Source organism: Goodfellowiella coeruleoviolacea, assembly GCF_024171785.1.
Lineage (GTDB): Bacteria > Actinomycetota > Actinomycetes > Mycobacteriales > Pseudonocardiaceae > Goodfellowiella > Goodfellowiella coeruleoviolacea.
Window position 1 is genome coordinate 1 of the sequence record NZ_JAMTCK010000008.1, and the last position, 20512, is coordinate 20512.

Here is a 20512-nt window from a genome sequence, read left to right on the forward strand (position 1 = left end):
TCCCGGGTGAGGATCAGCTACAGCATCACCCCGCCAACACCCGACTTGACACCTGGCTCAACGACCTAACTTCACGGCATTGCTTTGCAAACCCCCCGAGTTGCACGTTCACGCAGGCCCGTTCGGGTGACATCCGGCGAGCTGGGCACGAACTGGCCACTCTGCGTGGATGTCGGGGTCGTGCCGTTCGGCAGGTAGGTCCTGTGCACGGCGAGCTCGCCGGACCGTGCGGCGGGTGTGGGCAGAAGCCATGCAAAGAAGGAGTTGCAAAGGTGCATTTGTAACTGTAGCTTTGTGCCATGCCGGAACCACGGAAGATCAAGGACCTGGAGGAGTTGAAAGCGCTGGCGCACCCACTGCGCCAGCGCATCCTCCAGCACCTCGGACAGCACGGCCCGGCAACGTCAACCGTGCTGGCCAAGGCGCTGGGGGAGAGCAGCGGCGCGACCAGTTACCACCTGCGCATGCTCGCCAGGCACGGCTTTGTCGAGGAGGTGCCGGAACGAGCTCAGGGGCGCGAACGGTGGTGGCGATCGCCGATCAAGGACCTGCGGTACCCGCTGCGCAGCGAACAGACTCCGGAAATGCGGGCGCTGGTGGACGAACTCAACCGGACGCGGCTGGCCGCTGATGTCGAGACGTTCACCCGGCTGCAACTGGACAGCGACAGCCTGGGCGACTGGTCGGACGCCCTGCCCATCTCCCGCGGCACCATTCGCGTGACCAGGGCGGAGTTGGCCGAGTTCGTCGAGGAGTACGTGCGCCTGCTGATGCGCTACGCACGAACACCGGACGAGGCTCCGGAGGGTGCCCGGGTGATGCGCACCAGGTTCTTCGCCTTTCCCGCGTCGGCCGATCCGCACCCGCGGTCCGATCCGGAGTCCGACCCCGAGTCCGATGTGGAGTTCGACGTGGAGTCCGATTCAGGGTCCGATGTGGGTTCCGAACTGGAGTCCGGCCAGGGATGAGGTCCGGAGTTCGGCCCCGACGCGGGTTCTTCTGATTGCGTTACGCCGCTAGTTCCGTATCGCGAGGCAGTGGCGTTGAGCAGAGCCGTGAGTCGGCGGCTACGCGGCTCACCAACCCCGACTGATGCCCTGACCAGCCACGATCAGGATCCACCGCACCTGGTCGCCGGCAGATCTGTTCGTTGTTGCCCGCCCGAGTCAAGCCCCCACCCTTCCCTGGGGGGCGACCCCGCGACCAGCCTACCCAGCCCCACCCGCGAAAACGAGTCGCGGGGGAAATCTGTGGACAACCCACGCGGCTGTGGATAACTGGCGCACTGATCGGGTGAATTTTCGCCACACCACTGCTGAATCTGCTAAAGGCGCTTCCGCCACGCCCAAGTCAGCGCCTGGGCCCCGAGCTGCCACTCGGAGGCCCAGGCAGGGGAAGCCGTACACCACGCCGATTCCGGCGTGTCCTCATGCGCACGCACCTCCACAGGAAGGAGAGCACCTCGTGCTCCCCGCAGGCAACCCGACACCCCCGACCAGCAGACGCAACCGCGCTCGCCGCGGCCTGGCCCTGGTCGCGTTCACCGCACTCGGCGTGCTCACCACGATCGGCGGGATCGTCCCCGCCGCGGCCACCCCCGCAAACGCCGTCACCACAACCACCACCGCGGCAACCGATACCGGTCCCGGCACCGCGGTCACCACCGAGGACGTAAGTTTCCGCAGTGGCGAGCTGACCCTGCACGGCACCGTGATCAGCCCGGCCGAACCAACCCCCGCCGCCGACAGGCCCGGCCTGGTCATGGTGCACGGGTCGGGACGCGGCTCCCGTGAGAGCTACCGGACCGAGGCGGAGGCGTTCGCCCGTGCCGGCATCGCCACGCTGATCTACGACAAGCGGCCCGGGTACTCCAAGCTGAACCGCGACTACTCGGCGCTGGCCGACGACGCGCTGGCCGCCGTTGCCGCGCTGCGCTCCCAGCACGGTGTCAACCCGGCGCGGGTTGGCCTGTGGGGGCTGAGCGAGGGAGGTTGGGTGGCACCGCTGGCCGCGTCCCGGTCCACCGATGTCGCCTTTGTCGTCACCGTCGGCGCCAACGGGGGCCCACCCGCTCAACAGCAGGCGTGGAACTACGACAACCGGCTGGCCGAGGCGGGGGTGCGCGGGTCACTGCCGAGCACCGTGCGCACCGGCGTGCGGGTGTCCGCCGGTGTCGGCCTGTTCCCCGAGGCGTACTACGACCCGGTGCCCGCGCTGGAGCGGGTGCGCCAACCCGTGCTCGGTCTGTGGGGCGCGCGGGACAAGCTGACGCCGGCCGCCGAGAGCATGCGGATCTTCCAGGACACCTTCGATCGGATCGGCAACACCCACTACACGCTGCGGGTGATCCCGGACGCCGAGCACACCATGCACCGCTCGCCCGACGGCTACACCAAGCTCGACGAGTTCGGCCCCGGATACCTGGACCTGGTCGGCTCCTGGGTCAACCAACTGGACGCCGGGCCACCGCATGCCAGCGTCGACCCCGCCCCGCACCAGGATCGGCTCACGGTTCCGATCACCGCGCTGCGCTGGTACGAGTCCGCGTGGCTGCAGGTGGCCGCGCTGGTCGGGTTGCTGATGGTGTTCCTCAGCTACCCGGTCACCGCACTGGTTCGCCGGCTTGCCGGCCGCCGCACGGTGCCGCTGGCCGCCCGACCGGCGCGTTGGCTGGCCGCGACCGGACTGGCCACCGTTCTCGGTTTCCTCGGCTACGTCGGCTACCTGGTCCTCGGTGGTGGCCAGGCGCTCGGCCCGGTGGTGCTGGGCCGGCCGATCCCGTGGCTGGTGCTGCAACTGTTGAGCGTGGGCGTGCTGGTCGCCACGGCGGCGACGGTGCTGGCCTGGCGGCGGCAGCACCACCACGTAGCCGGTCAGCGGCTCCGCCTCGGCCTGCTGACGGCTGGTGGGGTGGCGCTCCTGCCGTGGGCGCTGTACTGGGGCCTGCTGCTGCCCTAGCCGTGGCGCGAACGGGTGCTGCGCGCACCACGAGTCGCACCCCACCCACCCCCAGCGCGAGTCGACTTTGCAAACCCCGCGAGTTGCACGTTCACGCAGGCCCAAACGGGTGGCCAGGCCACCCAATCGGGTGATGTGTCGCCGGCGGTGACACCGAGTGCCCGGGTGACCCAACGTCACCCGGGCACACCGCCGCCGGCCATCACCTACCCAGCCGCCGCATGCGCGGCCAGCGCCGAGGCAAGCCCGCCCGGCACGGCTGCGGCCGCCGACCAGGGGGCGGCACCAGGGGCACCACGCCGGGCTGGCACCACGCCACGCGGGTCACCTGTCCGCGGTCAACCTGCCCGCCTTGCCCCAACTGTCGGTCGGCACCTCGTGGATCCACACCTGCACGGTGTCCGCGGAAACGCCGTAGCTGTTGACGAACGCGTCGGTGATTCGCCGCACCAGTTCGCGCTTTGCCGCGATGTCGCGGGGGCCCTGCTGAACCGTCACGATTGGCATGTCATCTCCCGTGTGCTGAGGGGTTTCGCTCCTCGCCAAGTCCACAGTGGAAACGCGCGTCGACCAAGGAGCAGTCACTGATCGCTGCGTTCAGCAATCGTGATCGCGACCGGTGCGACGGTGGCGCGGCGCACCTCTGCCACCGACGGCCAATACTGGTGCCGTGGAGCTTCGCCAGCTGAGGTACTTCGTGACCGTCGCCGAGGAACTGCACTTCGCCCGGGCCGCGCAGCGGCTGCACATCGTGCCGGCCGCGGTGAGCCAGCAGATCCGCCGGCTGGAGCGGGAACTCGGGGTCGACCTGTTCGACCGTTCCCCCAGGACAGTGCGACTCACCGAGGCGGGCCAGCTGTTCCTGCCCGAGGCGCGGGCCGTGCTGGCCGCGGCGGGCAGGGCCAGGGCCAAGATCGCCGCGCTGGTGAGCACGCGGTCCACGGTGTTGCGGCTCGGCACGAGCTACGGCCTCGGCGAACACTTGGATCGGGTGCTGGACAAGCTGACCAAGCTCGCGCCACGGGTCGGTGTGGAACTGGTGTCCGGGCCCACCCAGTCCAGACTGGACCAGGTGCGCGCACGCACGCTGGACGCGACCTTCGTTCGCGGTGTCACGGAAAGCGCCGAGCTGCGGCTGATCCCGTTGTGGCAGGACCGGATCACGGTCGCGCTGCCGGCCAGCCATCCACTGGCCGAGGCCGCCGAGGTCGAACTCGCCGACCTGGCGGGCATGTCGGTGCGACTGGTCGACCGGGCCCGCAACGCGCCGCTGCACGACCTGGTGGTGGGCGCCTGCCGGGCGGCCGGCTTCGACCCGGTGTTCGGACCGCCGTTCACCACGTTGCAGGACACCCTGGCCATGGTGGGAGCCAGCAAGGACACCTGGACCGTGCTGTACGAGTCGCAGGCCGGCCGCGTGCCAACACCCCGGGTGGCGTTCCGCGCGACCGCGACCCCGATCAGCATGACCACACTGCTCGCGGTCTCCGAGACCAACCCGCCGTGGTGCCTGGACGCGCTGCTGCGGGCGTGCGATCACGATTCGTGAACGCTGCGCGCGCGAACCGCTTCTTGTTCGGCGCGACGCTCCCGAGTGGACTGGAACCGTTCCGACACGCTCCACCAAGGGAGAACACATGCGTGCGATCACGATCCGCGAGCCCGGTGACCCCGAGGTCCTGGACTGGACCGAGGTGCCCGACCCGCGCCCGGCACCCGGCGAGGTGCTGATCAGGGTGGCGGCGAGCGCGGTGAACCGGGCGGACGTGCTGCAGCGCCAGGGGCTCTACCCGCCACCGCCGGGCGCGAGTGAGATCCTGGGGCTGGAGTGCTCCGGCACCATCGTCGAACTCGGCGCGGACGTCACCGGCTGGCAGGTCGGCGACGAGGTGTGCGCGCTGCTCGCCGGCGGCGGATACGCGGAACTGGTCGCGGTGCCCGCAGCGCAGCTTCTCCCCGTGCCGGACGGAGTCGGCCTGGTCGCCTCCGCCGCGCTGCCCGAAGTCGCCTGCACGGTGTGGGCGACGGTGGTGATGAACGCCGGTCTGCGCGCCGGCGAGGTGTTGCTGGTGCACGGCGGTGCCGGCGGCATCGGCACGCACGCGATCCAGGTGGGCAAGGCGCTCGGCGCGACGGTGGCGGTCACCGCGGGATCGGCGGAGCGGCTGGAGCAGTGCCGGCGGCTCGGCGCGGACATCCTCGTCAACTACCGCGAGCAGGACTTCGTCGCCGAACTCCGCGAGCGGACCGGCGGCGCGGACGTGGTGCTGGACAACATGGGAGCGTCCTATGTAGACCGGAATCTGGACGCACTGGCCACCGGTGGTCGCGTGGTGATCATCGGCTTCCAGGGTGGGCTCGTCGGTGAGCTGAACATCGGCAAGCTCATGGGCAAGCGGGCCAGCATCGCCTCGACCGCGCTGCGGCCCCAGCCCGTGTCGGACAAGGGGCGGATCGTGGCGGCCGTGCGGGAGAACCTGTGGCCGCTCGTCGAACGCGGCCTGGTTCGGCCGATCATCGGCCAGACGGTTCCCCTCCGCGACGCGGCCGAGGCACACCGGCTGGTGGAGCGCGGCGGCGCGTTCGGCAAGGTCGTGCTGACCGCGTAGGCACCTGGCGGGGGCGTGGCTGTCCCGAGTGGGACCGGGGCGGTAGCGGAGGCGCGCCCCTGCGTGCGCCGGGCCGGGTGCGACGGTTGCGGAACCGGTTTTTCACCCGTTCGGACCTGCCTGAGATGTCAACTCGCGGGGTTTGCAAAGTCGACTCGCGCGGGGCGGGGGAGTGTGCGGGTTACTCGTCGGGGAGGACGCCGGGGGTGGTGAGCGCGGCCAGGGCCATCCGGCTGAGCAGTTGGGCCATCTGCTCGCGGTCCAGGTGCGCGCTGTGCGGGGTCGAGTTGATCAGGCCGAACACGCCGTGCGCGGCCGCCCTGGCGGCCGGCTCCGCCACCTGCGGCATGGTCTTGCGGATCGTGTCCACCCACACCTCGACGTACCGGCGCTGCAACGCCCGGACCCGGCGCCGGTCGGGATCGGTGAGGTTGGCCAGGTCTCGCATGTGGACGGTGATCAGCGCGGGGGCGTCCAGCGCGAAGTCCACGTGCCAGCGGATCAGTTCCCGCAGTGCCACCTGCGGATCAGGCGCATTGTCCACTTTGGCCTGTCCGCCGGTTAACAGGTGCTCGCTGATGGCGACGAGCATCTCGCCGAGCATCGCGTCCTTGCTGCGGAAGTGCCGGTAGAGCGCCGGGCCGGAGATGCCAACGGCCGCGCCGATGTCGTCGATGCCCACGCCGTGGAAGCCGTGCCGGGCGAACAGTTCGGCTGCCGCGGTCAGGATCTGCTCCCGCCGCCCGCGCCCGTTGCGACCGGGGCCGCGGTCGAAGGTGCCAGCGGTGGACCCTGATGGTGGGTATGGCAACGCGTGCTGGGGCCTGTCAGGGGACGGCACGTAACGCATCCTAGACGCCGCCGTTAGTCGGCGCTAACATTTGCCTTGTCCAGACGGTTAACGAGCGCTAACGGTGCTCGCTGTGCGAACAGCGGCACCAGTGGGCGGCCTCGGGGAACAGCGACGACGACAACGACGACGGCGACAGGGACCACGCGGAGGGGACCCCATGGACGCTCCTGTGCTGCGCAGCGCGGCCGATCCGACCTCTGAACCGTTCCAGCGCTACACCAAGGAACACAGCGCCCTGGTCGACGAGCTGCGCGCCAAACTGGCCGAGGTGGCCAGGGGCGGCCCGGAGAACGCCCGCCGCCGCCACGTGGAACGCGGCAAACTGCTGCCCCGCGACCGGGTGAACACCCTGCTCGACCCGGGCTCGCCGTTCCTGGAGCTGTCCCCGCTGGCCGCCAACGGCATGTACGACGACCAGGCGCCGGCCGCCGGCATCATCACCGGGGTCGGCCGGATCAGCGGCCGCGAGTGCGTGGTGGTGGCCAACGACGCCACGGTCAAGGGCGGCACCTACTACCCGATGACCGTCAAGAAGCACCTGCGCGCGCAGGAGGTGGCGCTGCACAACCACCTGCCCTGCGTCTACCTGGTCGACTCCGGCGGCGCGTTCCTGCCCATGCAGGACGAGGTGTTCCCGGACCGCGAGCACTTCGGCCGGATCTTCTACAACCAGGCCACCATGTCCGCGCGCGGCATCCCGCAGATCGCCGCCGTGCTCGGCTCGTGCACGGCCGGCGGCGCCTACGTGCCGGCGATGAGCGACGAGACGGTCATCGTGCGTAACCAGGGCACCATCTTCCTGGGCGGGCCGCCCCTGGTGAAGGCCGCGACCGGCGAGGTGGTCAGCGCCGAGGAACTGGGCGGCGGCGACCTGCACGCCCGGACCTCCGGGGTGGTGGACCACCTCGCCGCCGACGACGCGCACGCGTTGCGCATCGTCCGTTCGATCGTCAGCACCCTCGGACCGCGCGTGCCCCGCCCGTGGCAGGTCGAGCCCACCGAGGAGCCGGCGGTCGACCCCGACCAGCTCTACGGCGTGGTGCCCACGGACAGCCGCACCCCCTACGACGTGCGCGAGATCATCGCCCGGATCACCGACGGCAGCCGGTTCGCGGAGTTCAAGAAGGACTACGGCGCCACCCTGGTCACCGGGTTCGCCCGCATCCACGGCCACCCGGTGGGCATCGTGGCCAACAACGGCGTGCTGTTCGGCGAGTCCGCGCTCAAGGGCGCGCACTTCATCGAACTGTGCGACCAGCGCGGCATTCCCCTGGTGTTCCTGCAGAACATCTCCGGCTTCATGGTGGGCAGGGAGTACGAGGCCGGCGGCATCGCCAAGCACGGCGCGAAGATGGTCACCGCCGTGGCGTGCGCGCGGGTGCCCAAGCTGACCGTGGTGGTGGGCGGCTCGTTCGGCGCGGGCAACTACTCGATGTGCGGCCGGGCCTACTCGCCCCGGTTCCTGTGGATGTGGCCCAACGCCCGGATCTCGGTGATGGGTGGCGAGCAGGCCGCCTCGGTGCTGGCCACGGTGCGCCGCGACCAGTTGGCGGCGCGCGGCGAACAGTGGTCCACAGTGGACGAGGAGGCGTTCCGCGAGCCCATCCGCCAGCAGTACGAGGAGCAGGGCAACCCGTACTACTCCACCGCCCGGCTGTGGGACGACGGCGTGATCGACCCGGCCGACACCAGGACCGTGCTCGGGCTGGCCCTGTCGGTCGCGGCCAACGCGCCGCTGGAACCGGTGCGCTACGGCGTCTTCCGGATGTAGCGGCGGACCGCGCAGCCGAAGCGAGGGGCGCGCCAGCAGTGACGTCCAGCAGCGGCTCCAGGTTGGGGCAGGCCAACGGCCACGAGTACCGCGAGAAGGGAAGGACCACCGACATGCCGGCGTCGACGAACCGCGACCACGCCCGTCCCGCCCTGTTCGACAGCGTCCTGGTGGCCAACCGGGGCGAGATCGCCGTGCGGATCACCCGCACCCTGCGGGCCATGGGCATCGGCGCGATCGCGGTGTACAGCGACGCCGACGCCGACGCCCGGCACGTGCGCGAGGCCGACCTGGCCGTGCGCCTCGGCCCGGCCCCGGCCAGGGAGAGCTACCTGCACATCGAACGGGTGGTGGAAGCGGCGCTGGCCACCGGCGCGCAGGCCGTCCACCCCGGCTACGGCTTCCTGGCCGAGAACGCCGCGTTCGCCACCGCCTGCCAGCAGGCCGGGCTGGTGTTCATCGGCCCGCCCGCCTCGGCCATCCAGACCATGGGCGACAAGATCGGCGCGAAACTGACCGTGCAGGCGGCCGGCGTGCCCGTGGTGCCCGGCCGCACCCAGCCCGGAATGTCCGATCAGGACATTCGCGAGGCTGCCGCCGAGATCGGTTTCCCCGTGCTGCTCAAGCCGTCGGCCGGGGGCGGCGGCAAGGGCATGCGCCTGGTGCGCGCGGCGGACGAACTGCCCGCCGCCATCGAGTCGGCGCGGCGCGAGGCGGCCGCCGCGTTCGGCGACGACACCCTGCTGGTGGAACGCTTCGTGCACCGGCCACGGCACATCGAGATCCAGGTGCTGGCCGACCAGCACGGCACCGCCGTGCACCTCGGCGAGCGCGAGTGCAGCCTGCAGCGCCGACACCAGAAGATCATCGAGGAGGCGCCGTCCCCCCTGCTGTCCGGCCGCGGCACCAGCGAGCTGACCAGGCAGCGGATGGGCCAGGCCGCCGTGGACGCGGCCAAGGCCGTGGGCTACGCGGGCGCCGGCACGGTCGAGTTCATCGTGTCCTCGGACGCGCCGGACGACTTCTACTTCATGGAGATGAACACCCGGCTGCAGGTCGAGCACCCGGTCACCGAGCTGATCACCGGCGTGGACCTGGTGGAGCAGCAGGTGCGCATCGCCGCCGGGGAGCGGCTCACCGTCGGCGGCAGCGAGCTGACCGCGCGCGGCCACGCCGTGGAGGCCCGCATCTACGCCGAGGACCCGGCCAGGGGCTTCCTGCCGACTGGCGGGCGGGTGCTGGCCCTGCGCGAGCCCGAGGACCTGGTGCGGGTCGACTCCGGGCTGACCGTGGGCACGGTGGTCAGCAGCGACTACGACCCCATGCTGGCCAAGTACGTGGCGGTCGGCCGCACCCGGGAAGAGGCGCTGCGCACGCTGCGCGCCGCCCTGGGCCGGGCCGTGGTGCTCGGTGTCACCACCAACATCCCGTTCCTGCGCGCGCTGCTGGCCGACCCCGACGTGGTGGCCGGCGACCTGGACACCGGCCTGGTGGAACGCAAACAGGACCAGCTGGTCGGCACCGACCTGCCCGAGGACGTGCTGGTCGCGGCCGGCGTGGAGAAGCTGCTGCTGGCCGAGCCAGCGGGTGGCGTGACCGACCCGTGGGAGCTGCCCGGCGGCTGGCGCCTCGGCGAGCCGGCCTGGTCGGTGCTGCGCGTCGAGGCGGCCGGCCACGACCCGGTGGAGATCCGGGTCCGCGGTCGCGCCGACCGCGCCGAGATCGCGGTGGGCGACGGCACTCCCACCGTCGCGGGTGGACACTGGGCCGACGGTGACCTGGTGGTCACCCAGGGCGGCCGGGTGCGGCGTTACGCCAGGGCCAGGGTGGGCAACGTGCTGTGGCTGGGCGTCGACGGCCGCGGCTGGGCCCTCACCGAGAGCGAACCGCTCGACGCCGCCGCGCACGAGCAGGCCGGGCTCGGCGGTCCGGTCACCAGTCCCATGCCGGGAACCGTGCTGGTGGTCCGGGCGAGCCAGGGCGACGAGGTCAGCGCTGGCCAGCCGCTCGTGGTGGTGGAGGCCATGAAGATGGAGCACACCGTGTCCGCGCCGGTGGACGGCGTGCTCAGCGAGATGTGCGTCCGGGTCGGCCAACAGGTCGCGCTGGACGAGGTACTGGCGGTCGTCGTCCCCCACGAGGAGCGGTGAGATGCGCGGTTTCCAGCTTGACGAGGAATACGAGGCCCTGCGCAAGACGGTGGAGGAGTTCGCTCACGCCGAGGTGGCCCCGGTGATCGGCGACTTCTACGAGCGCGAGGAGTTCCCGTACGACATCGTGGCCAAGATGGGTCGGATGGGCCTGTTCGGGCTGCCGGTGCCCGAGGAGTACGGCGGCATGGGCGGCGACTACTTCGCGCTGTGCCTGGCCCTGGAGGAACTGGCCAAGGTCGACTCGTCCGTGGCGATCACCCTGGAGGCGAGCGTGTCCCTGGCGGCCATGCCGCTCTACCGCTTCGGCACCGAGGAACAGCGGCGGCACTGGCTGCCCGCGCTGTGCCGGGGCGAGCTGTTGGGCGCGTTCGGCCTGACCGAACCCGGTGGCGGTTCGGACGCGGGCGCGCTGCGCACCACGGCCCGACTGGAGGACGGGCACTGGGTGATCAACGGCAGCAAGTCGTTCATCACCAACTCCGGCACCGACATCACCGGCTTCGTCACCGTGGCCGCGATCACCGGCGAACAGCCGGACGGCCGCAAGGAGATCTCCACCATCATCGTTCCCGCCGGCACACCGGGTTTCTCGGTGTCCAAGAAGTACTCCAAGGTCGGCTGGAACGCCTCGGACACCCACGAACTGTCGTTCGTGGACTGCCGGGTGCCCGAGGCGAACCTGCTCGGCGAGCGCGGCCGCGGCTACGCCCAGTTCCTGCAAACCCTGGACGAGGGCCGGATCGCCATCGCCGCCATCGGCGTCGGCCTGGCCCAGGGCTGCGTGGACGAGTGCGTGCGCTACGTCGGCGAACGCGAGGCGTTCGGCCACCGGATCGGCGAGTACCAGGCCATCCAGTTCAAGATCGCCGACATGGAGACCAGGGCGCACACCGCCCGGCTGGCCTACTACCACGCGGCGGCCGGCATGCTGCGCGGCGAGCCGTTCAAGAAGGAGGCGGCCATCGCCAAGCTGGTCTCCTCCGAGGCGGCCATGGACAACGCCAGGCAGGCCACCCAGATCTTCGGCGGCTACGGCTTCATGAACGAGTTCCCGGTGGGCCGCTTCTACCGCGACGCCAAGATCCTGGAGATCGGCGAGGGCACCAGCGAGGTCCAACGCATGCTGATCGCCCGCGAACTCGGCCTCTGACGCCTGCTCCGCCCGCTGACCACGCAGGGGCGGCCGATCCGGTCACCCCTGCCGGTCGAAGGTCCCGTTCCTGGCCCCTGTCAGGAAACCGACAAAGGCCGAGTACCCGATCACCAGGTGCCCGGCCCCCGGCGCCTTGCTGTCCCGGACACCCACCCTGGCCGCACCGAACGCCACCTCCACGCACGCGAGTTTGCCGTTGCTGTGGCTGCTCTTGTTCCAGCGGGCGTGGCTGAAGTCTGGCGCGGTCATGGCTGTGCTCCCTCTACTGCCAGGTGTCCCTGATCTCGGCGATCAGTTTGGCTGACTCCTGCGGGCTGAGCGCAAGGTCGGCCAGGCTCCTGAAGTTCAGGATATATTCGTCAACCTCCTCGGCTTCCTCGACGTAAGTGCCGTCCTTGAGCTGTTCGAGGTACACGGCTTCGGCTCCATCCTCACCAGGAGCGAAGACGACCAAGTGGTAGGCGATGCAAGACCGGGAAACGCGCCCAGCGACGCGGGGAGCACCTGGAGCGTGATGTTCGACAGTTCTGCCCGTGCCAGTAGGTAGTCCAGCTGTTCACGCATCACCTTCGGGCCGCCGATGGGCATCCGAAGCGCTGGCTCGTACGCAGTCAAAAGGAAAGGCGGCAAGCAGCAGGCGATAGCCCAGAGCGGGTTGAGTGAGGAGGAGTACCAGGAGGCCAAGCGGATCGCGGCGTCGAACAAGACGTGGTGGGATGTCATCAAGGAAAACGCTGGTGACATCATCGGTGATCTGATCGGCTACAACGATGTTCGTGACTGCTTCACGAAGCTCGACCTGTGGGCGTGTGCGGGTCTGATCCCGTGGGGTCGGTTGTTCAAGCTGGCGAAGAGTGCGTACAAGATTTTTGAGGCGGTGCGGGCGGCTGATCGGTGGATCGAGACGCTGAACGCCGTGCGTGGTCTGCAGTCCCAGAGAACTGCCCACGGGACTTCTATTAATCCATGACATAATGCATGTATGCCCTCTTGGATGAATTGAAAATCAATTGACGGTAGAGGTCTTAAAGGATCACGTGCGAATTCTGTCGGTGCTACATCGAAGGTGTTGTAGGGGTCTATGGATTCCGAGTTTCTTCCGTCGTGGCTGCCTGACTGGGATGGAATAGAAGTGATTGTCAGGGGTGCTGATCCCGACAGGCTAAAGAGGGTGGTCCGGGAGCTGGTGGGCTCCATACTGACCGAGAGTACGATAGTCCTTGATTCCTTGGAGCCGGACCTGGAAGCTGCCCTGGTTCCCCCGTTAAATACTCTTGCAAGAGTTTACGATGACCAGGCCTCTCTGGAGGAGTTGGTGGTCGCCTCACGTCTTGTTAGAAGGTCAGCGTTGCCGTATCTGGCAGATGCCCCGAACGAAATAAGGTTGCTTATCGAATCGCTTCCCGAGTAGGCTTTCCTGTGCTCTGGATAACTGAGAATTGACACGGTGGCTCTGCTGGATAGTGCTGGGGGACGGTCGCGTGTGCGGTGCGGCACAGTTTCGTGCCGGGCACGCTGAACGTGTGGGAGAGCGGTGATGCTCAGGTCACGTGGGTTGATTACTCGGTGGGTTCTGATCCGATCGAAAAACACCTGATGATGCGGTCCGAATGGGAAGTCGACGACGTGTCGGACGGGCTGGTGGAATGGCTTTTGGGTAAGAGGGAAACCAGTGAGTGGAGGGTTGGATCGAATGATGGTTGAGGATTTCCCGGCGAAGGAAGAGAGCATCATCCGGGAGGTGCTGCTCGAAGGCCTGGATGACTGGGTTCCGGTCGACAGGGTGATCGGGATGGCGCGCGAACTGGCGGAAGAGGATGGCGAGGAGTTCAGGGGGCTCGCCACCAGCGTCCTGGAGTTGGTGCTGCGGCGGGAACTCATGACGGTTGGCGAAATCGGGGAGTCCGGGTTTGAGTCGTGGCTGGCCCCCGCTGACGCGGTCGTTGCGAGCGTTGTGGCGCGGCTCGACGGGGTTGACTGGTTGCCGTTAGGGGGAGCGTGTTGGCTCGCCAACACGTCGGCTGGGGACAGGCTGGCCACTGAATGGCTTGCCGGCTGAGCGTGGTGTTGGTTCGCGCTGATCAAGCACGATGGCTCTGGTGACCAGGGTCAGTACTCGGGGAGAGACCAGAGGGTGTTCGCGATTGAGGTGGCCGCGGGGCGGTGACGGGCGATCCCGGGTAGGGCCTTGGCCGGATCACCGTGGGTGGGTTCAGCGAGTTTTTCCGGATGCGCCTGGGGTACTGGGACGCCGCTGCCTACCGTCGCAGTTGGTGTCGGGCCGTCACGGTGCTCGACAGTGACCCGGGCGCGACCTCGTGCCTGGTGACCTCGATGTACGACCCGGCCAGCGCCAACTTCGTCCTGTGTTGGCCGCTCTACCGGAGCGGCGATGCCGTGTACGACGGGACTCGGCCCTGAATCCTGGATCAGTTGTCGACGCCGTTCGATCCGGCCCAGCAGTGGGAAGCGGTGCGTCCACGTGCCACGGTCAGCGAGGACGGGGACCGGATCTCGGAGTGGGCCGCCACCATGGACGACGTGCGGACGCGGTTCTCCGGGCACTGCCCGGGCGGGGCCTGAGGGCTCACCCGATCTTGGGGCGGGCGCGGTCGATGATGGTGGCGGTGTCCACACCGGACGGCAGGGTGCCGAAGGCGTGGCCCCAGTCGCCGGACAGGCGGGACGCGCAGAACGCGTCGGCCACGGCGGGGTGGCCGTAGCGGACCAGCAGGGCGCCCTGCAACACCAGGGCCATGCGCTCGGCCAGCCGCCGCGCCCTGGTCTCGATATCGTCCAGATTGGACAGTTCCAGGCGCAGGTCGGCGGCGGCCTGGTCGAGGCGGCGGTCGGCGCCGGCGGACTCGGCCACCTCGTCGAAGAACGCCTGGAGGGTGTTGGGGTCGCGGCCCATGGCGCGCAGTGCGTCCAGTGCGGCCACGTTGCCCGAACCCTCCCAGATGGACAGCAGCGGCGCCTCGCGGTAGAGGCGGGGCATGCCGGAGTCCTCGATGTAGCCGTTGCCGCCCAGGCACTCCAGCGCCTCGGCCGCGTGGGTGGCGCCGCGCTTGCACACCCAGTACTTGGTCACCGCCAGCGCCAGCCGGCGGAACGCCGCCTCGGCCGAGTCGCCCCTGGCCATCCGGTCGCTGGCGCCGGCAAGGCGGATGCCCACCATGATCGCCGCCTCGGCCTCGACGGCCAGGTCCGCCAGGACGTTGCGCATCAGCGGCTGCTCGGCCAGGTAGGCGCCGAACGCCTTGCGGTGGGTGGCGTGGTGGGTGGCCTGGGTGACGCCGAGGCGCATGCCCGCGGCCGAGCCAAGCACGCAGTCCAGCCGGGTGCAGTTGACCATCTCGATGATGGTGGGCACACCTCGGCCCTCCTCGCCGACCAGCCAGCCCACCGCGCCGTCGTACTCGATCTCGGCGGAGGCGTTGGCGTGGTTGCCGAGCTTGTCCTTGAGCCGCTGCAGCAGCAGGGCGTTGCGGGTGCCGTCGGGCAGCACCCGGGGCACGGCGAAGCAGGACAGCCCGCCCGGGGCGTTGGCCAGGGTGAGGAACAGGTCGGACATGGGCGCCGAGGTGAACCACTTGTGCCCGGTGAGCAGGTAGCCGCCGTCGCCGGTGGGCTGGGCGGTGGTGGTGTTGGCGCGCACGTCCGAGCCGCCCTGCTTCTCGGTCATGGACATGCCGGCGATCAGCCCGCGCTTGCCCTGGGGTGGCCGCAGCCCGAAGTCGTACTCGGGGGCGGCCAGCAGCGGCTCGAAGGTCGCGGCCAGGTCGGGGGAGCGGCGTAGCGCCGGGACGGACGCGTAGGTCATCGACACCGGGCAGCCGTGGCCGGGCTCCAGCTGGCTCCACACGTAGAACTTCGCGGCCCTGGCCACGTGCGCGCCCGGCTGGGACTCCCGCCACGGCGCCGCGTGCAGGCCGTGACGCACGGCCGTGGTCATCAGCTCGTGCCAGGCCGGGTCGAACTCCACCTCGTCGATCCGGTGGCCGTAGCGGTCGTGGGTGTGCAGCACCGGCTTGTGCGCGTTGGCCCGCCTGGCCAGCTCGGCCGCGTGCTCGGTGCCGGCCAGCTGGCCGAGTTGCCGCACGTCGTCAACGGCCCACCCGGCGCCCTCCTGGGCCATGGCCGCCAGCAGCGCCGGGTCGTCGGCCACGTCGTGGCCGACCAGCGGGGGGACCTGGTTGAAGACCTCGTGGGTCGGGCGCAACGCAACCTCCATTGGCGCGTGGGTGGACATCGAGTCAACCGGAGATAAGCTCCAGATGCAAGACTGCGTGGTACCGCAAAACAGGGCCCGTCCGACTGCCCCACCCAAAAGGGGTGCACTGGACAGATCGGGCGACATGGTGGTCGCGTCGGGTGACCCGGGTGATCTCTGGGTCACTTCCGGGGTGCCGACCTGGCCGGTGAGGAATAGCGTCGGTGGACATGGGCGGTGAACCTCAGGTGAGCAGTGGCGAGAACGTGCGGCCGGGCCAGGCGGACCAGGCCCACGACCAGGCCGTGACCAGGCTGCGCGCCCAGTACGCGGCGCTGCCGCCCCGGGCCCCGGTGCGGCTGGCCAAGCCGACATCCAACCTGTTCCGGTTCCGCGCGCCCAGCGACGCGCCCGGGCTGGACGTGTCCCGGTTCAACCGGGTGCTGCGCGTGGACCCCAAGGCCCGCACCGCGGACGTGCAGGGCATGGTCACCTACGAGCAGCTGGTCGACGCCACCCTGCGGCACGGGTTGATGCCGCTGGTCGTGCCGCAGCTCAAGACCATCACCCTGGGCGGTGCCGTGGCCGGGCTGGGCATCGAGTCCAGCTCCTTCCGCAACGGGCTACCCCACGAGTCGGTCCGCGAGATGGAGATCCTCACCGGTGACGGCCGGGTGGTGCTGGCCGGGCCGGACACCGAGCACCACGAGCTGTTCCGCGGCTTCCCCAACTCCTACGGCACCCTGGGCTACGCGCTGCGGCTGCGCATCGACCTGCAACCGGTGCGCCCCTACGTGCGGCTGCGCCACGTGCCGTTCCACACCGCCCAGGACTGCGCCACGGCCATCGCCGAGATCAGCGAGTCGCGCCAGTACCAGGGCCAGCCCGTGGACTTCATCGACGGCACGGTGTTCGGCCGCAACAGCCTGTACCTGACGCTCGGGGACTTCGTGGACATCGCGCCCACGGTGAGCGACTACACCGGCAACCACATCTACTACCGGTCCATTCCGGACAAGAGCACCGACTACCTGCGGGTGCGCGACTATCTGTGGCGCTGGGACACCGACTGGTTCTGGTGCTCGCGCGCGCTGGGCGTGCAGCACCCGGTGGTGCGCCGGCTGTGGCCGAGGCAGTACCTGCGCTCGGACGTCTACCGCCGGCTGGTCGCGATGGACCGGCGCTACCGCCTCAGCGACCGGGTGCGCCGGCTGCGCGGCCTGCCCCCGGCCGAGCCGGTCATCCAGGATGTGGAGATCCCGGTCGAGCGGCTGCCCGAGTTCCTCGACTTCTTCCACCGCGACATCGGCATCAGCCCGATCTGGCTGTGCCCGCTGCGACTGCGCGACGACGGGGGGTGGCCGCTGTACCCGCTGGAGCCGGACACCACCTACGTCAACGTCGGGTTCTGGGCGAACGTGCCGCTGCGCCGGGGCGAGCCCGTGGGCAGCCGCAACCGGGCGATCGAACGCAAGGTGGCCGAGCTGGGCGGGCACAAGTCGCTGTACTCCGACTCCTACTACACCGCCGAGGACTTCTGGCGGCACTACAACGGCGAGGCGTACCGCTCGCTGAAGCAGCACTACGACCCACGGGGACGACTGCCGGACCTGTACGCCAAGTGCGTCCGAGCCCAGTAGCGGGGAGAGCCCACAGCAACGCGGTTTTCTGAAGGGAGAGCAGGGAATGCGGTTGGCAGAGGCGTTCGAGCGGGTGGTGGGGCCTGAGGTCCCGGTCGGCTTCCGCGCCTACGACGGGAGCACAGCCGGCCCGCCGGACGCCGAGGTCACCCTGCACCTGCGCACCCCGGTCGCGGTGTCCCACCTGGTGTCGGCGCCCAACTCGCTGGGCCTGGCACGCGCCTACGTCACCGGCCACCTGGAGGTGGAGGGCGACCTGCACACCGCGCTGTCCCGGCTGTTCGACGTCCGCATCGGACACATCACCGTGGCCGAGCGGCTGGAGATGCTGCGCTCCTTCCTCGGCGCCAAGCTGCTCTACCGGGCGGCGCCACCGCCGCAGGAGGCCCGCCAGCGCGGGCTGCGCCACTCCAGGCGGCGCGACCAGCAGGCCATCTCGCACCACTACGACGTGTCCAACCGGTTCTACGAACTGCTGCTCGGCCCGTCCATGGCCTACACCTGCGCGGTGTACCCCACGGCGGAGTCCACTTTGGAGCAGGCGCAGTTCACCAAGTTCGACCTGGTGGCGCGCAAGCTCGGGCTGCGCGAGGGCATGCGGCTGCTGGACGTGGGCTGCGGCTGGGGCGGCATGGTGATGCACGCCGCCCGCGAGTACGGGGTGCGCGCGCTGGGCGTGACCCTGTCCAGGGCCCAGGCCGAGTGGGCGCAGAAGGCCATCGCCGACGCCGGGCTGGGCGACCTGGCCGAGGTGCGCCACCTGGACTACCGGGACGCGCCGGCGGAGGAGTTCGACGCGATCAGCTCGATCGGCCTGACCGAGCACATCGGCGAGCACAACCTGCCCAGCTACTTCCGGTCGCTCTACGAGCGGCTGCGGCCGGGCGGGCGGCTGCTCAACCACTGCATCACCCGGCCGGACAACCGGATCCCGGCCAAGGCCGGGGCGTTCATCAGCCGGTACGTGTTCCCGGACGGCGAGCTGGTCGGCGTTGGCCGGCTGGTGTCGCTGATGCACGACACCGGGTTCGAGGTGCGGCACGAGGAGAACCTGCGCGAGCACTACGCCATGACGCTGGCCGGGTGGTGCGCCAACCTGGAGGAGAACTGGGAGCAGGCCGTGCGCGAGGTGGGCCTGGCCACCGCCCGGGTGTGGCGGCTGTACCTGGCCGCCTCCCGGGTCGGCTTCGAGCGCAACGTCGTGCAGCTGCACCAGGTGCTCGGGGTGAAGCTGGCCGGCCACGACTCGGGCATGCCGTTGCGCCCCGACTGGGAGCCGGCCCGCCAGCCCACCAGCTGACGTGGTACAGAGGAACTGATGAACAACACCGCCGCGCACCCCTGGAACTGCATCTCCTTCACCACCGACTACGGCCTGGAGGACGGGTTCGTGGCGGCCTGCGCCGGGGTGATCGCCACGATCGCCCCGGCGGCCAGGGTCATCGACATCACCCACGCCGTGCCCGCGCAGGACATCCGGCGCGGCGCGGTCGTGCTGGAGCAGACCGCGCCGTACCTGCCGCCGGCCGTGCACCTGGCCGTCGTCGACCCGGGCGTGGGCACCCAGCGCCGGGGTGTGCTGCTGGTGGCCGGTGACGCGACGGCGGTGCGGGGCCTGCTGGTCGGCCCGGACAACGGTCTGCTGCTGCCCGCGGCCGAGGCCCTCGGCGGGCTGCGTGCCGCCTACGAGCTGGCCGAGCCGCGCTACTGGCTGCCCGAGGTGTCCATGACCTTCCACGGTCGGGACGTGTTCGCCCCGGTCGCCGCGCACCTGGCCACCGGGGTGCCGCCGGAGTCGTTCGGCCCGTCCGTGCCACTGGCCGAGCTGGTGCGGCTGCCCGAGCCGGTCAACCGGGTGGAGCGGGGCGCGGCCGGGCCGGCACTGGTGACCGAGGTGATCGCGGTGGACCGGTTCGGCAACGTGCAGCTGGCCGCGCACCGGGCCGACCTGGCGCGGCTGGACCTCCCGCCGGGCCAGCCGGTGGGCCTGCACAGCGCCGACGCCAGTGCCCCCGGCGAGGCCCGCACGGTGCTGGTCGGCCGCACCTTCGCCGACGTGGCCCCGGGTGAACTGGTGCTCATCGTGGACTCCAGCGACCGCCTGGCCGTGGCCGTCAACGGCGGAGCCGCCGCCGTCCTGCTCGGCGTGCAACCGGGCAGCCTGGTCCGCCTGGACCGGTAGCCAGCGCGGACCGGTCAGGAATCGAGAAGCACAGGTCAGGGCGCCGCTCCTAACCTCATCGGCATGACGTTCACCGAGAGCTTCGGCCGCGGGTACCCGCTGGCGCGGTACGGACGCCGGGCGCTGGCCGAGGACGCCGGCGCCGCTCCCGACGGCACCGGCTCGCCCCGGATCGCGATCGGCGGCGACGCCGGGGGGCGCACGGACCCGGACGGGTTCGCGGGGGAGCCCGCACCGCGGTGAGCCGCGGTGGCGCGCACACATCCGCGTCACGAGCGCGCCACGACCACGTCACAACCCAGGCACGAACCGTCCACAGCGGACTGCCGGTCGACCACACAGGACGAATTTCGCGACCGTCCACACTGGTCAGCGCTGTTCCGGTGCCGGTCAACCGGGTTAGAGTCCGTCCAAGAGATCACCCAGCACGACAACGAGGAAGAAACCTGTCATGGGCAGCACCACGAGCAGCAAGCACGAGGGATTCACGGCCGAGGAGCGGGCCGCGATGAAGGAACACGCCCAGGAGCTGAAGAAGTCAGCGCGCCGCGCCTCGGCCGAGGAGAAGGCGGCGGAGGCGGTGCGGGACGTGCTCGCGAAGATCGCCGCCATGCAGGACTCGGACCGGGTCATGGCCGAGCGGGTCCACGAGATCATCACCACCAACGTCCCGACCCTCGCGCCGAGGCTCTGGTACGGGATGCCCGCCTACGCCCGGGACGGCAAGCTCATCTGCTTCTTCCAGCCCGCGGAGAAGTTCAAGGCGCGCTACGCCACGCTCGGGTTCAGCGACGAGGCGAAGCTGGACGAGGGCTCGATGTGGCCGGCCAGTTACGCGCTGACCGAGGTGACGGACGAGGTGGCGGCGCGCATCGTCGAGCTGGTGAAGCGGGCGCTGGGCTGAGGCCGCGTCCCGAGGCGCGGGCCGTCCCGGCGGCAGCGGGCTGCCCCGGCATCCGACCCGCGTGTTCGCGGACATC

General features: G+C 70.1%; 20 protein-coding genes and 2 pseudogenes. 17 read left to right on the forward strand and 5 right to left on the reverse strand.

Translation table 11 applies throughout. From position 1 onward, the window contains the following. Positions 1-299 precede the first annotated feature (299 nt). Both LX83_RS17970 and LX83_RS17975 read left to right on the forward strand, forming a co-directional pair. Entirely contained in the window at positions 300-968 is a 669-nt protein-coding gene (locus tag LX83_RS17970) for an ArsR/SmtB family transcription factor (protein WP_253772833.1), read from the forward strand. A gap of 496 nt (positions 969-1464) precedes the next feature. Beyond that, a complete protein-coding gene (locus tag LX83_RS17975) occupies positions 1465-2958 on the forward strand; it encodes an alpha/beta hydrolase family protein (protein WP_253772840.1) in 1494 nt (497 codons plus the stop codon). Between the two features lie 324 nt (positions 2959-3282). Here LX83_RS17975 and LX83_RS17980 read toward each other — a convergent pair whose 3' ends face one another. Further along, positions 3283-3465: a tautomerase family protein gene (locus LX83_RS17980; RefSeq protein WP_253772843.1), complete on the reverse strand. Its 183-nt coding sequence runs from the start codon at positions 3463-3465 to the stop codon at positions 3283-3285. A 163-nt stretch (positions 3466-3628) separates the two neighbouring features. On the opposite strand from LX83_RS17980, the gene LX83_RS17985 reads away from it, so the two are divergent. Further along, positions 3629-4507 (forward strand): LysR family transcriptional regulator, encoded by an 879-nt coding sequence (locus LX83_RS17985; RefSeq protein WP_253772844.1) that lies wholly within the window; start codon positions 3629-3631, stop codon positions 4505-4507. A gap of 88 nt (positions 4508-4595) precedes the next feature. Beyond that, on the forward strand, positions 4596-5567 hold the full coding sequence (locus LX83_RS17990) for an NAD(P)H-quinone oxidoreductase (protein WP_253772845.1): 972 nt from the start codon (positions 4596-4598) through the stop codon (positions 5565-5567). Between the two features lie 181 nt (positions 5568-5748). Here LX83_RS17990 and LX83_RS17995 read toward each other — a convergent pair whose 3' ends face one another. Further along, positions 5749-6297: an SACE_7040 family transcriptional regulator gene (locus LX83_RS17995; protein ID WP_253773516.1), complete on the reverse strand. Its 549-nt coding sequence runs from the start codon at positions 6295-6297 to the stop codon at positions 5749-5751. 280 nt (positions 6298-6577) lie between these two features. Between LX83_RS17995 and LX83_RS18000 the strand changes: the two genes are divergently transcribed. From LX83_RS18000 to LX83_RS18010, 3 genes are all read left to right on the forward strand, one after another. Next, positions 6578-8191, forward strand: a complete 1614-nt coding sequence (locus LX83_RS18000; RefSeq protein ID WP_253772846.1) for a carboxyl transferase domain-containing protein — start codon at positions 6578-6580, stop codon at positions 8189-8191. 113 nt (positions 8192-8304) lie between these two features. Continuing rightward, entirely contained in the window at positions 8305-10341 is a 2037-nt protein-coding gene (locus LX83_RS18005; protein ID WP_253773518.1) for an acetyl/propionyl/methylcrotonyl-CoA carboxylase subunit alpha, read from the forward strand. A 1-nt stretch (position 10342) separates the two neighbouring features. Further along, positions 10343-11494, forward strand: a complete 1152-nt coding sequence (locus LX83_RS18010) for an acyl-CoA dehydrogenase family protein (RefSeq protein WP_253772847.1) — start codon at positions 10343-10345, stop codon at positions 11492-11494. 42 nt (positions 11495-11536) lie between these two features. On the opposite strand, the gene LX83_RS18015 is transcribed toward LX83_RS18010, so the two are convergent. Then, positions 11537-11746: a DUF397 domain-containing protein gene (locus LX83_RS18015; protein WP_253772848.1), complete on the reverse strand. Its 210-nt coding sequence runs from the start codon at positions 11744-11746 to the stop codon at positions 11537-11539. A gap of 13 nt (positions 11747-11759) precedes the next feature. Further along, positions 11760-12085, reverse strand: a pseudogene (locus LX83_RS38705) (DUF5753 domain-containing protein). Between LX83_RS38705 and LX83_RS18025 the strand changes: the two are divergent. From LX83_RS18025 to LX83_RS18045, 5 genes and pseudogenes are all read left to right on the forward strand, one after another. Further along, a complete protein-coding gene (locus LX83_RS18025; protein ID WP_253772850.1) occupies positions 12078-12467 on the forward strand; it encodes a hypothetical protein in 390 nt (129 codons plus the stop codon). The pseudogene LX83_RS38705 and the gene LX83_RS18025 sit on opposite strands and share 8 nt — an antisense overlap. 111 nt (positions 12468-12578) lie before the next feature. After that, on the forward strand, positions 12579-12908 hold the full coding sequence (locus LX83_RS18030) for a hypothetical protein (protein WP_253772851.1): 330 nt from the start codon (positions 12579-12581) through the stop codon (positions 12906-12908). A gap of 77 nt (positions 12909-12985) precedes the next feature. Beyond that, positions 12986-13201 (forward strand): hypothetical protein, encoded by a 216-nt coding sequence (locus LX83_RS18035; RefSeq protein ID WP_253772852.1) that lies wholly within the window; start codon positions 12986-12988, stop codon positions 13199-13201. After that, positions 13194-13556, forward strand: a complete 363-nt coding sequence (locus LX83_RS18040; protein ID WP_253772853.1) for a hypothetical protein — start codon at positions 13194-13196, stop codon at positions 13554-13556. The genes LX83_RS18035 and LX83_RS18040 overlap by 8 nt, the downstream gene beginning before the upstream one ends. Before the next feature lie 170 nt (positions 13557-13726). Next, a pseudogene (locus LX83_RS18045) lies at positions 13727-14080 on the forward strand (hypothetical protein). A 4-nt stretch (positions 14081-14084) separates the two neighbouring features. Here LX83_RS18045 and LX83_RS18050 read toward each other — a convergent pair. After that, a complete protein-coding gene (locus LX83_RS18050; protein WP_253772855.1) occupies positions 14085-15719 on the reverse strand; it encodes an acyl-CoA dehydrogenase family protein in 1635 nt (544 codons plus the stop codon). A 221-nt stretch (positions 15720-15940) separates the two neighbouring features. Here LX83_RS18050 and LX83_RS18055 point away from each other — a divergent pair, with 221 nt between their 5' ends. From LX83_RS18055 to LX83_RS18075, 5 genes are all read left to right on the forward strand, one after another. Beyond that, positions 15941-17350, forward strand: coding sequence for an FAD-binding oxidoreductase (locus LX83_RS18055; RefSeq protein ID WP_253772856.1), 1410 nt, complete (start codon positions 15941-15943; stop codon positions 17348-17350). 46 nt (positions 17351-17396) lie between these two features. Further along, the gene (locus LX83_RS18060; protein ID WP_253772858.1) at positions 17397-18650 is read left to right on the forward strand and encodes an SAM-dependent methyltransferase; all 1254 of its coding nucleotides are present in this window, start codon (positions 17397-17399) and stop codon (positions 18648-18650) included. 18 nt (positions 18651-18668) lie between these two features. Then, positions 18669-19532 (forward strand): SAM hydrolase/SAM-dependent halogenase family protein, encoded by an 864-nt coding sequence (locus LX83_RS18065; RefSeq protein WP_253772860.1) that lies wholly within the window; start codon positions 18669-18671, stop codon positions 19530-19532. A 63-nt stretch (positions 19533-19595) separates the two neighbouring features. Further along, on the forward strand, positions 19596-19775 hold the full coding sequence (locus LX83_RS18070) for a hypothetical protein (RefSeq protein ID WP_407649608.1): 180 nt from the start codon (positions 19596-19598) through the stop codon (positions 19773-19775). Between the two features lie 208 nt (positions 19776-19983). Continuing rightward, positions 19984-20436, forward strand: a complete 453-nt coding sequence (locus tag LX83_RS18075; RefSeq protein WP_253772861.1) for an iron chaperone — start codon at positions 19984-19986, stop codon at positions 20434-20436. The last annotated feature ends 76 nt before the right edge of the window (positions 20437-20512 follow it).

Excerpts from the sequence above, each read along its gene's own strand:
- LX83_RS17970 (WP_253772833.1), top strand. The coding sequence starts at position 300 with ATGCCGGAACCACGGAAGATCAAGGACCTGGAGGAGTTGAAAGCGCTG.
- LX83_RS17980 (WP_253772843.1), bottom strand. The coding sequence starts at position 3,465 with ATGCCAATCGTGACGGTTCAGCAGGGCCCCCGCGACATCGCGGCAAAG.
- LX83_RS17990 (WP_253772845.1), top strand. The coding sequence starts at position 4,596 with ATGCGTGCGATCACGATCCGCGAGCCCGGTGACCCCGAGGTCCTGGAC.
- LX83_RS18000 (WP_253772846.1), top strand. The coding sequence starts at position 6,578 with ATGGACGCTCCTGTGCTGCGCAGCGCGGCCGATCCGACCTCTGAACCG.
- LX83_RS18005 (WP_253773518.1), top strand. The coding sequence starts at position 8,305 with ATGCCGGCGTCGACGAACCGCGACCACGCCCGTCCCGCCCTGTTCGAC.
- LX83_RS18010 (WP_253772847.1), top strand. The coding sequence starts at position 10,343 with ATGCGCGGTTTCCAGCTTGACGAGGAATACGAGGCCCTGCGCAAGACG.
- LX83_RS18015 (WP_253772848.1), bottom strand. The coding sequence starts at position 11,746 with ATGACCGCGCCAGACTTCAGCCACGCCCGCTGGAACAAGAGCAGCCAC.
- LX83_RS18025 (WP_253772850.1), top strand. The coding sequence starts at position 12,078 with ATGGGCATCCGAAGCGCTGGCTCGTACGCAGTCAAAAGGAAAGGCGGC.
- LX83_RS18030 (WP_253772851.1), top strand. The coding sequence starts at position 12,579 with ATGGATTCCGAGTTTCTTCCGTCGTGGCTGCCTGACTGGGATGGAATA.
- LX83_RS18040 (WP_253772853.1), top strand. The coding sequence starts at position 13,194 with ATGGTTGAGGATTTCCCGGCGAAGGAAGAGAGCATCATCCGGGAGGTG.
- LX83_RS18055 (WP_253772856.1), top strand. The coding sequence starts at position 15,941 with ATGGGCGGTGAACCTCAGGTGAGCAGTGGCGAGAACGTGCGGCCGGGC.
- LX83_RS18060 (WP_253772858.1), top strand. The coding sequence starts at position 17,397 with ATGCGGTTGGCAGAGGCGTTCGAGCGGGTGGTGGGGCCTGAGGTCCCG.
- LX83_RS18065 (WP_253772860.1), top strand. The coding sequence starts at position 18,669 with ATGAACAACACCGCCGCGCACCCCTGGAACTGCATCTCCTTCACCACC.
- LX83_RS18070 (WP_407649608.1), top strand. The coding sequence starts at position 19,596 with ATGACGTTCACCGAGAGCTTCGGCCGCGGGTACCCGCTGGCGCGGTAC.
- LX83_RS18075 (WP_253772861.1), top strand. The coding sequence starts at position 19,984 with ATGGGCAGCACCACGAGCAGCAAGCACGAGGGATTCACGGCCGAGGAG.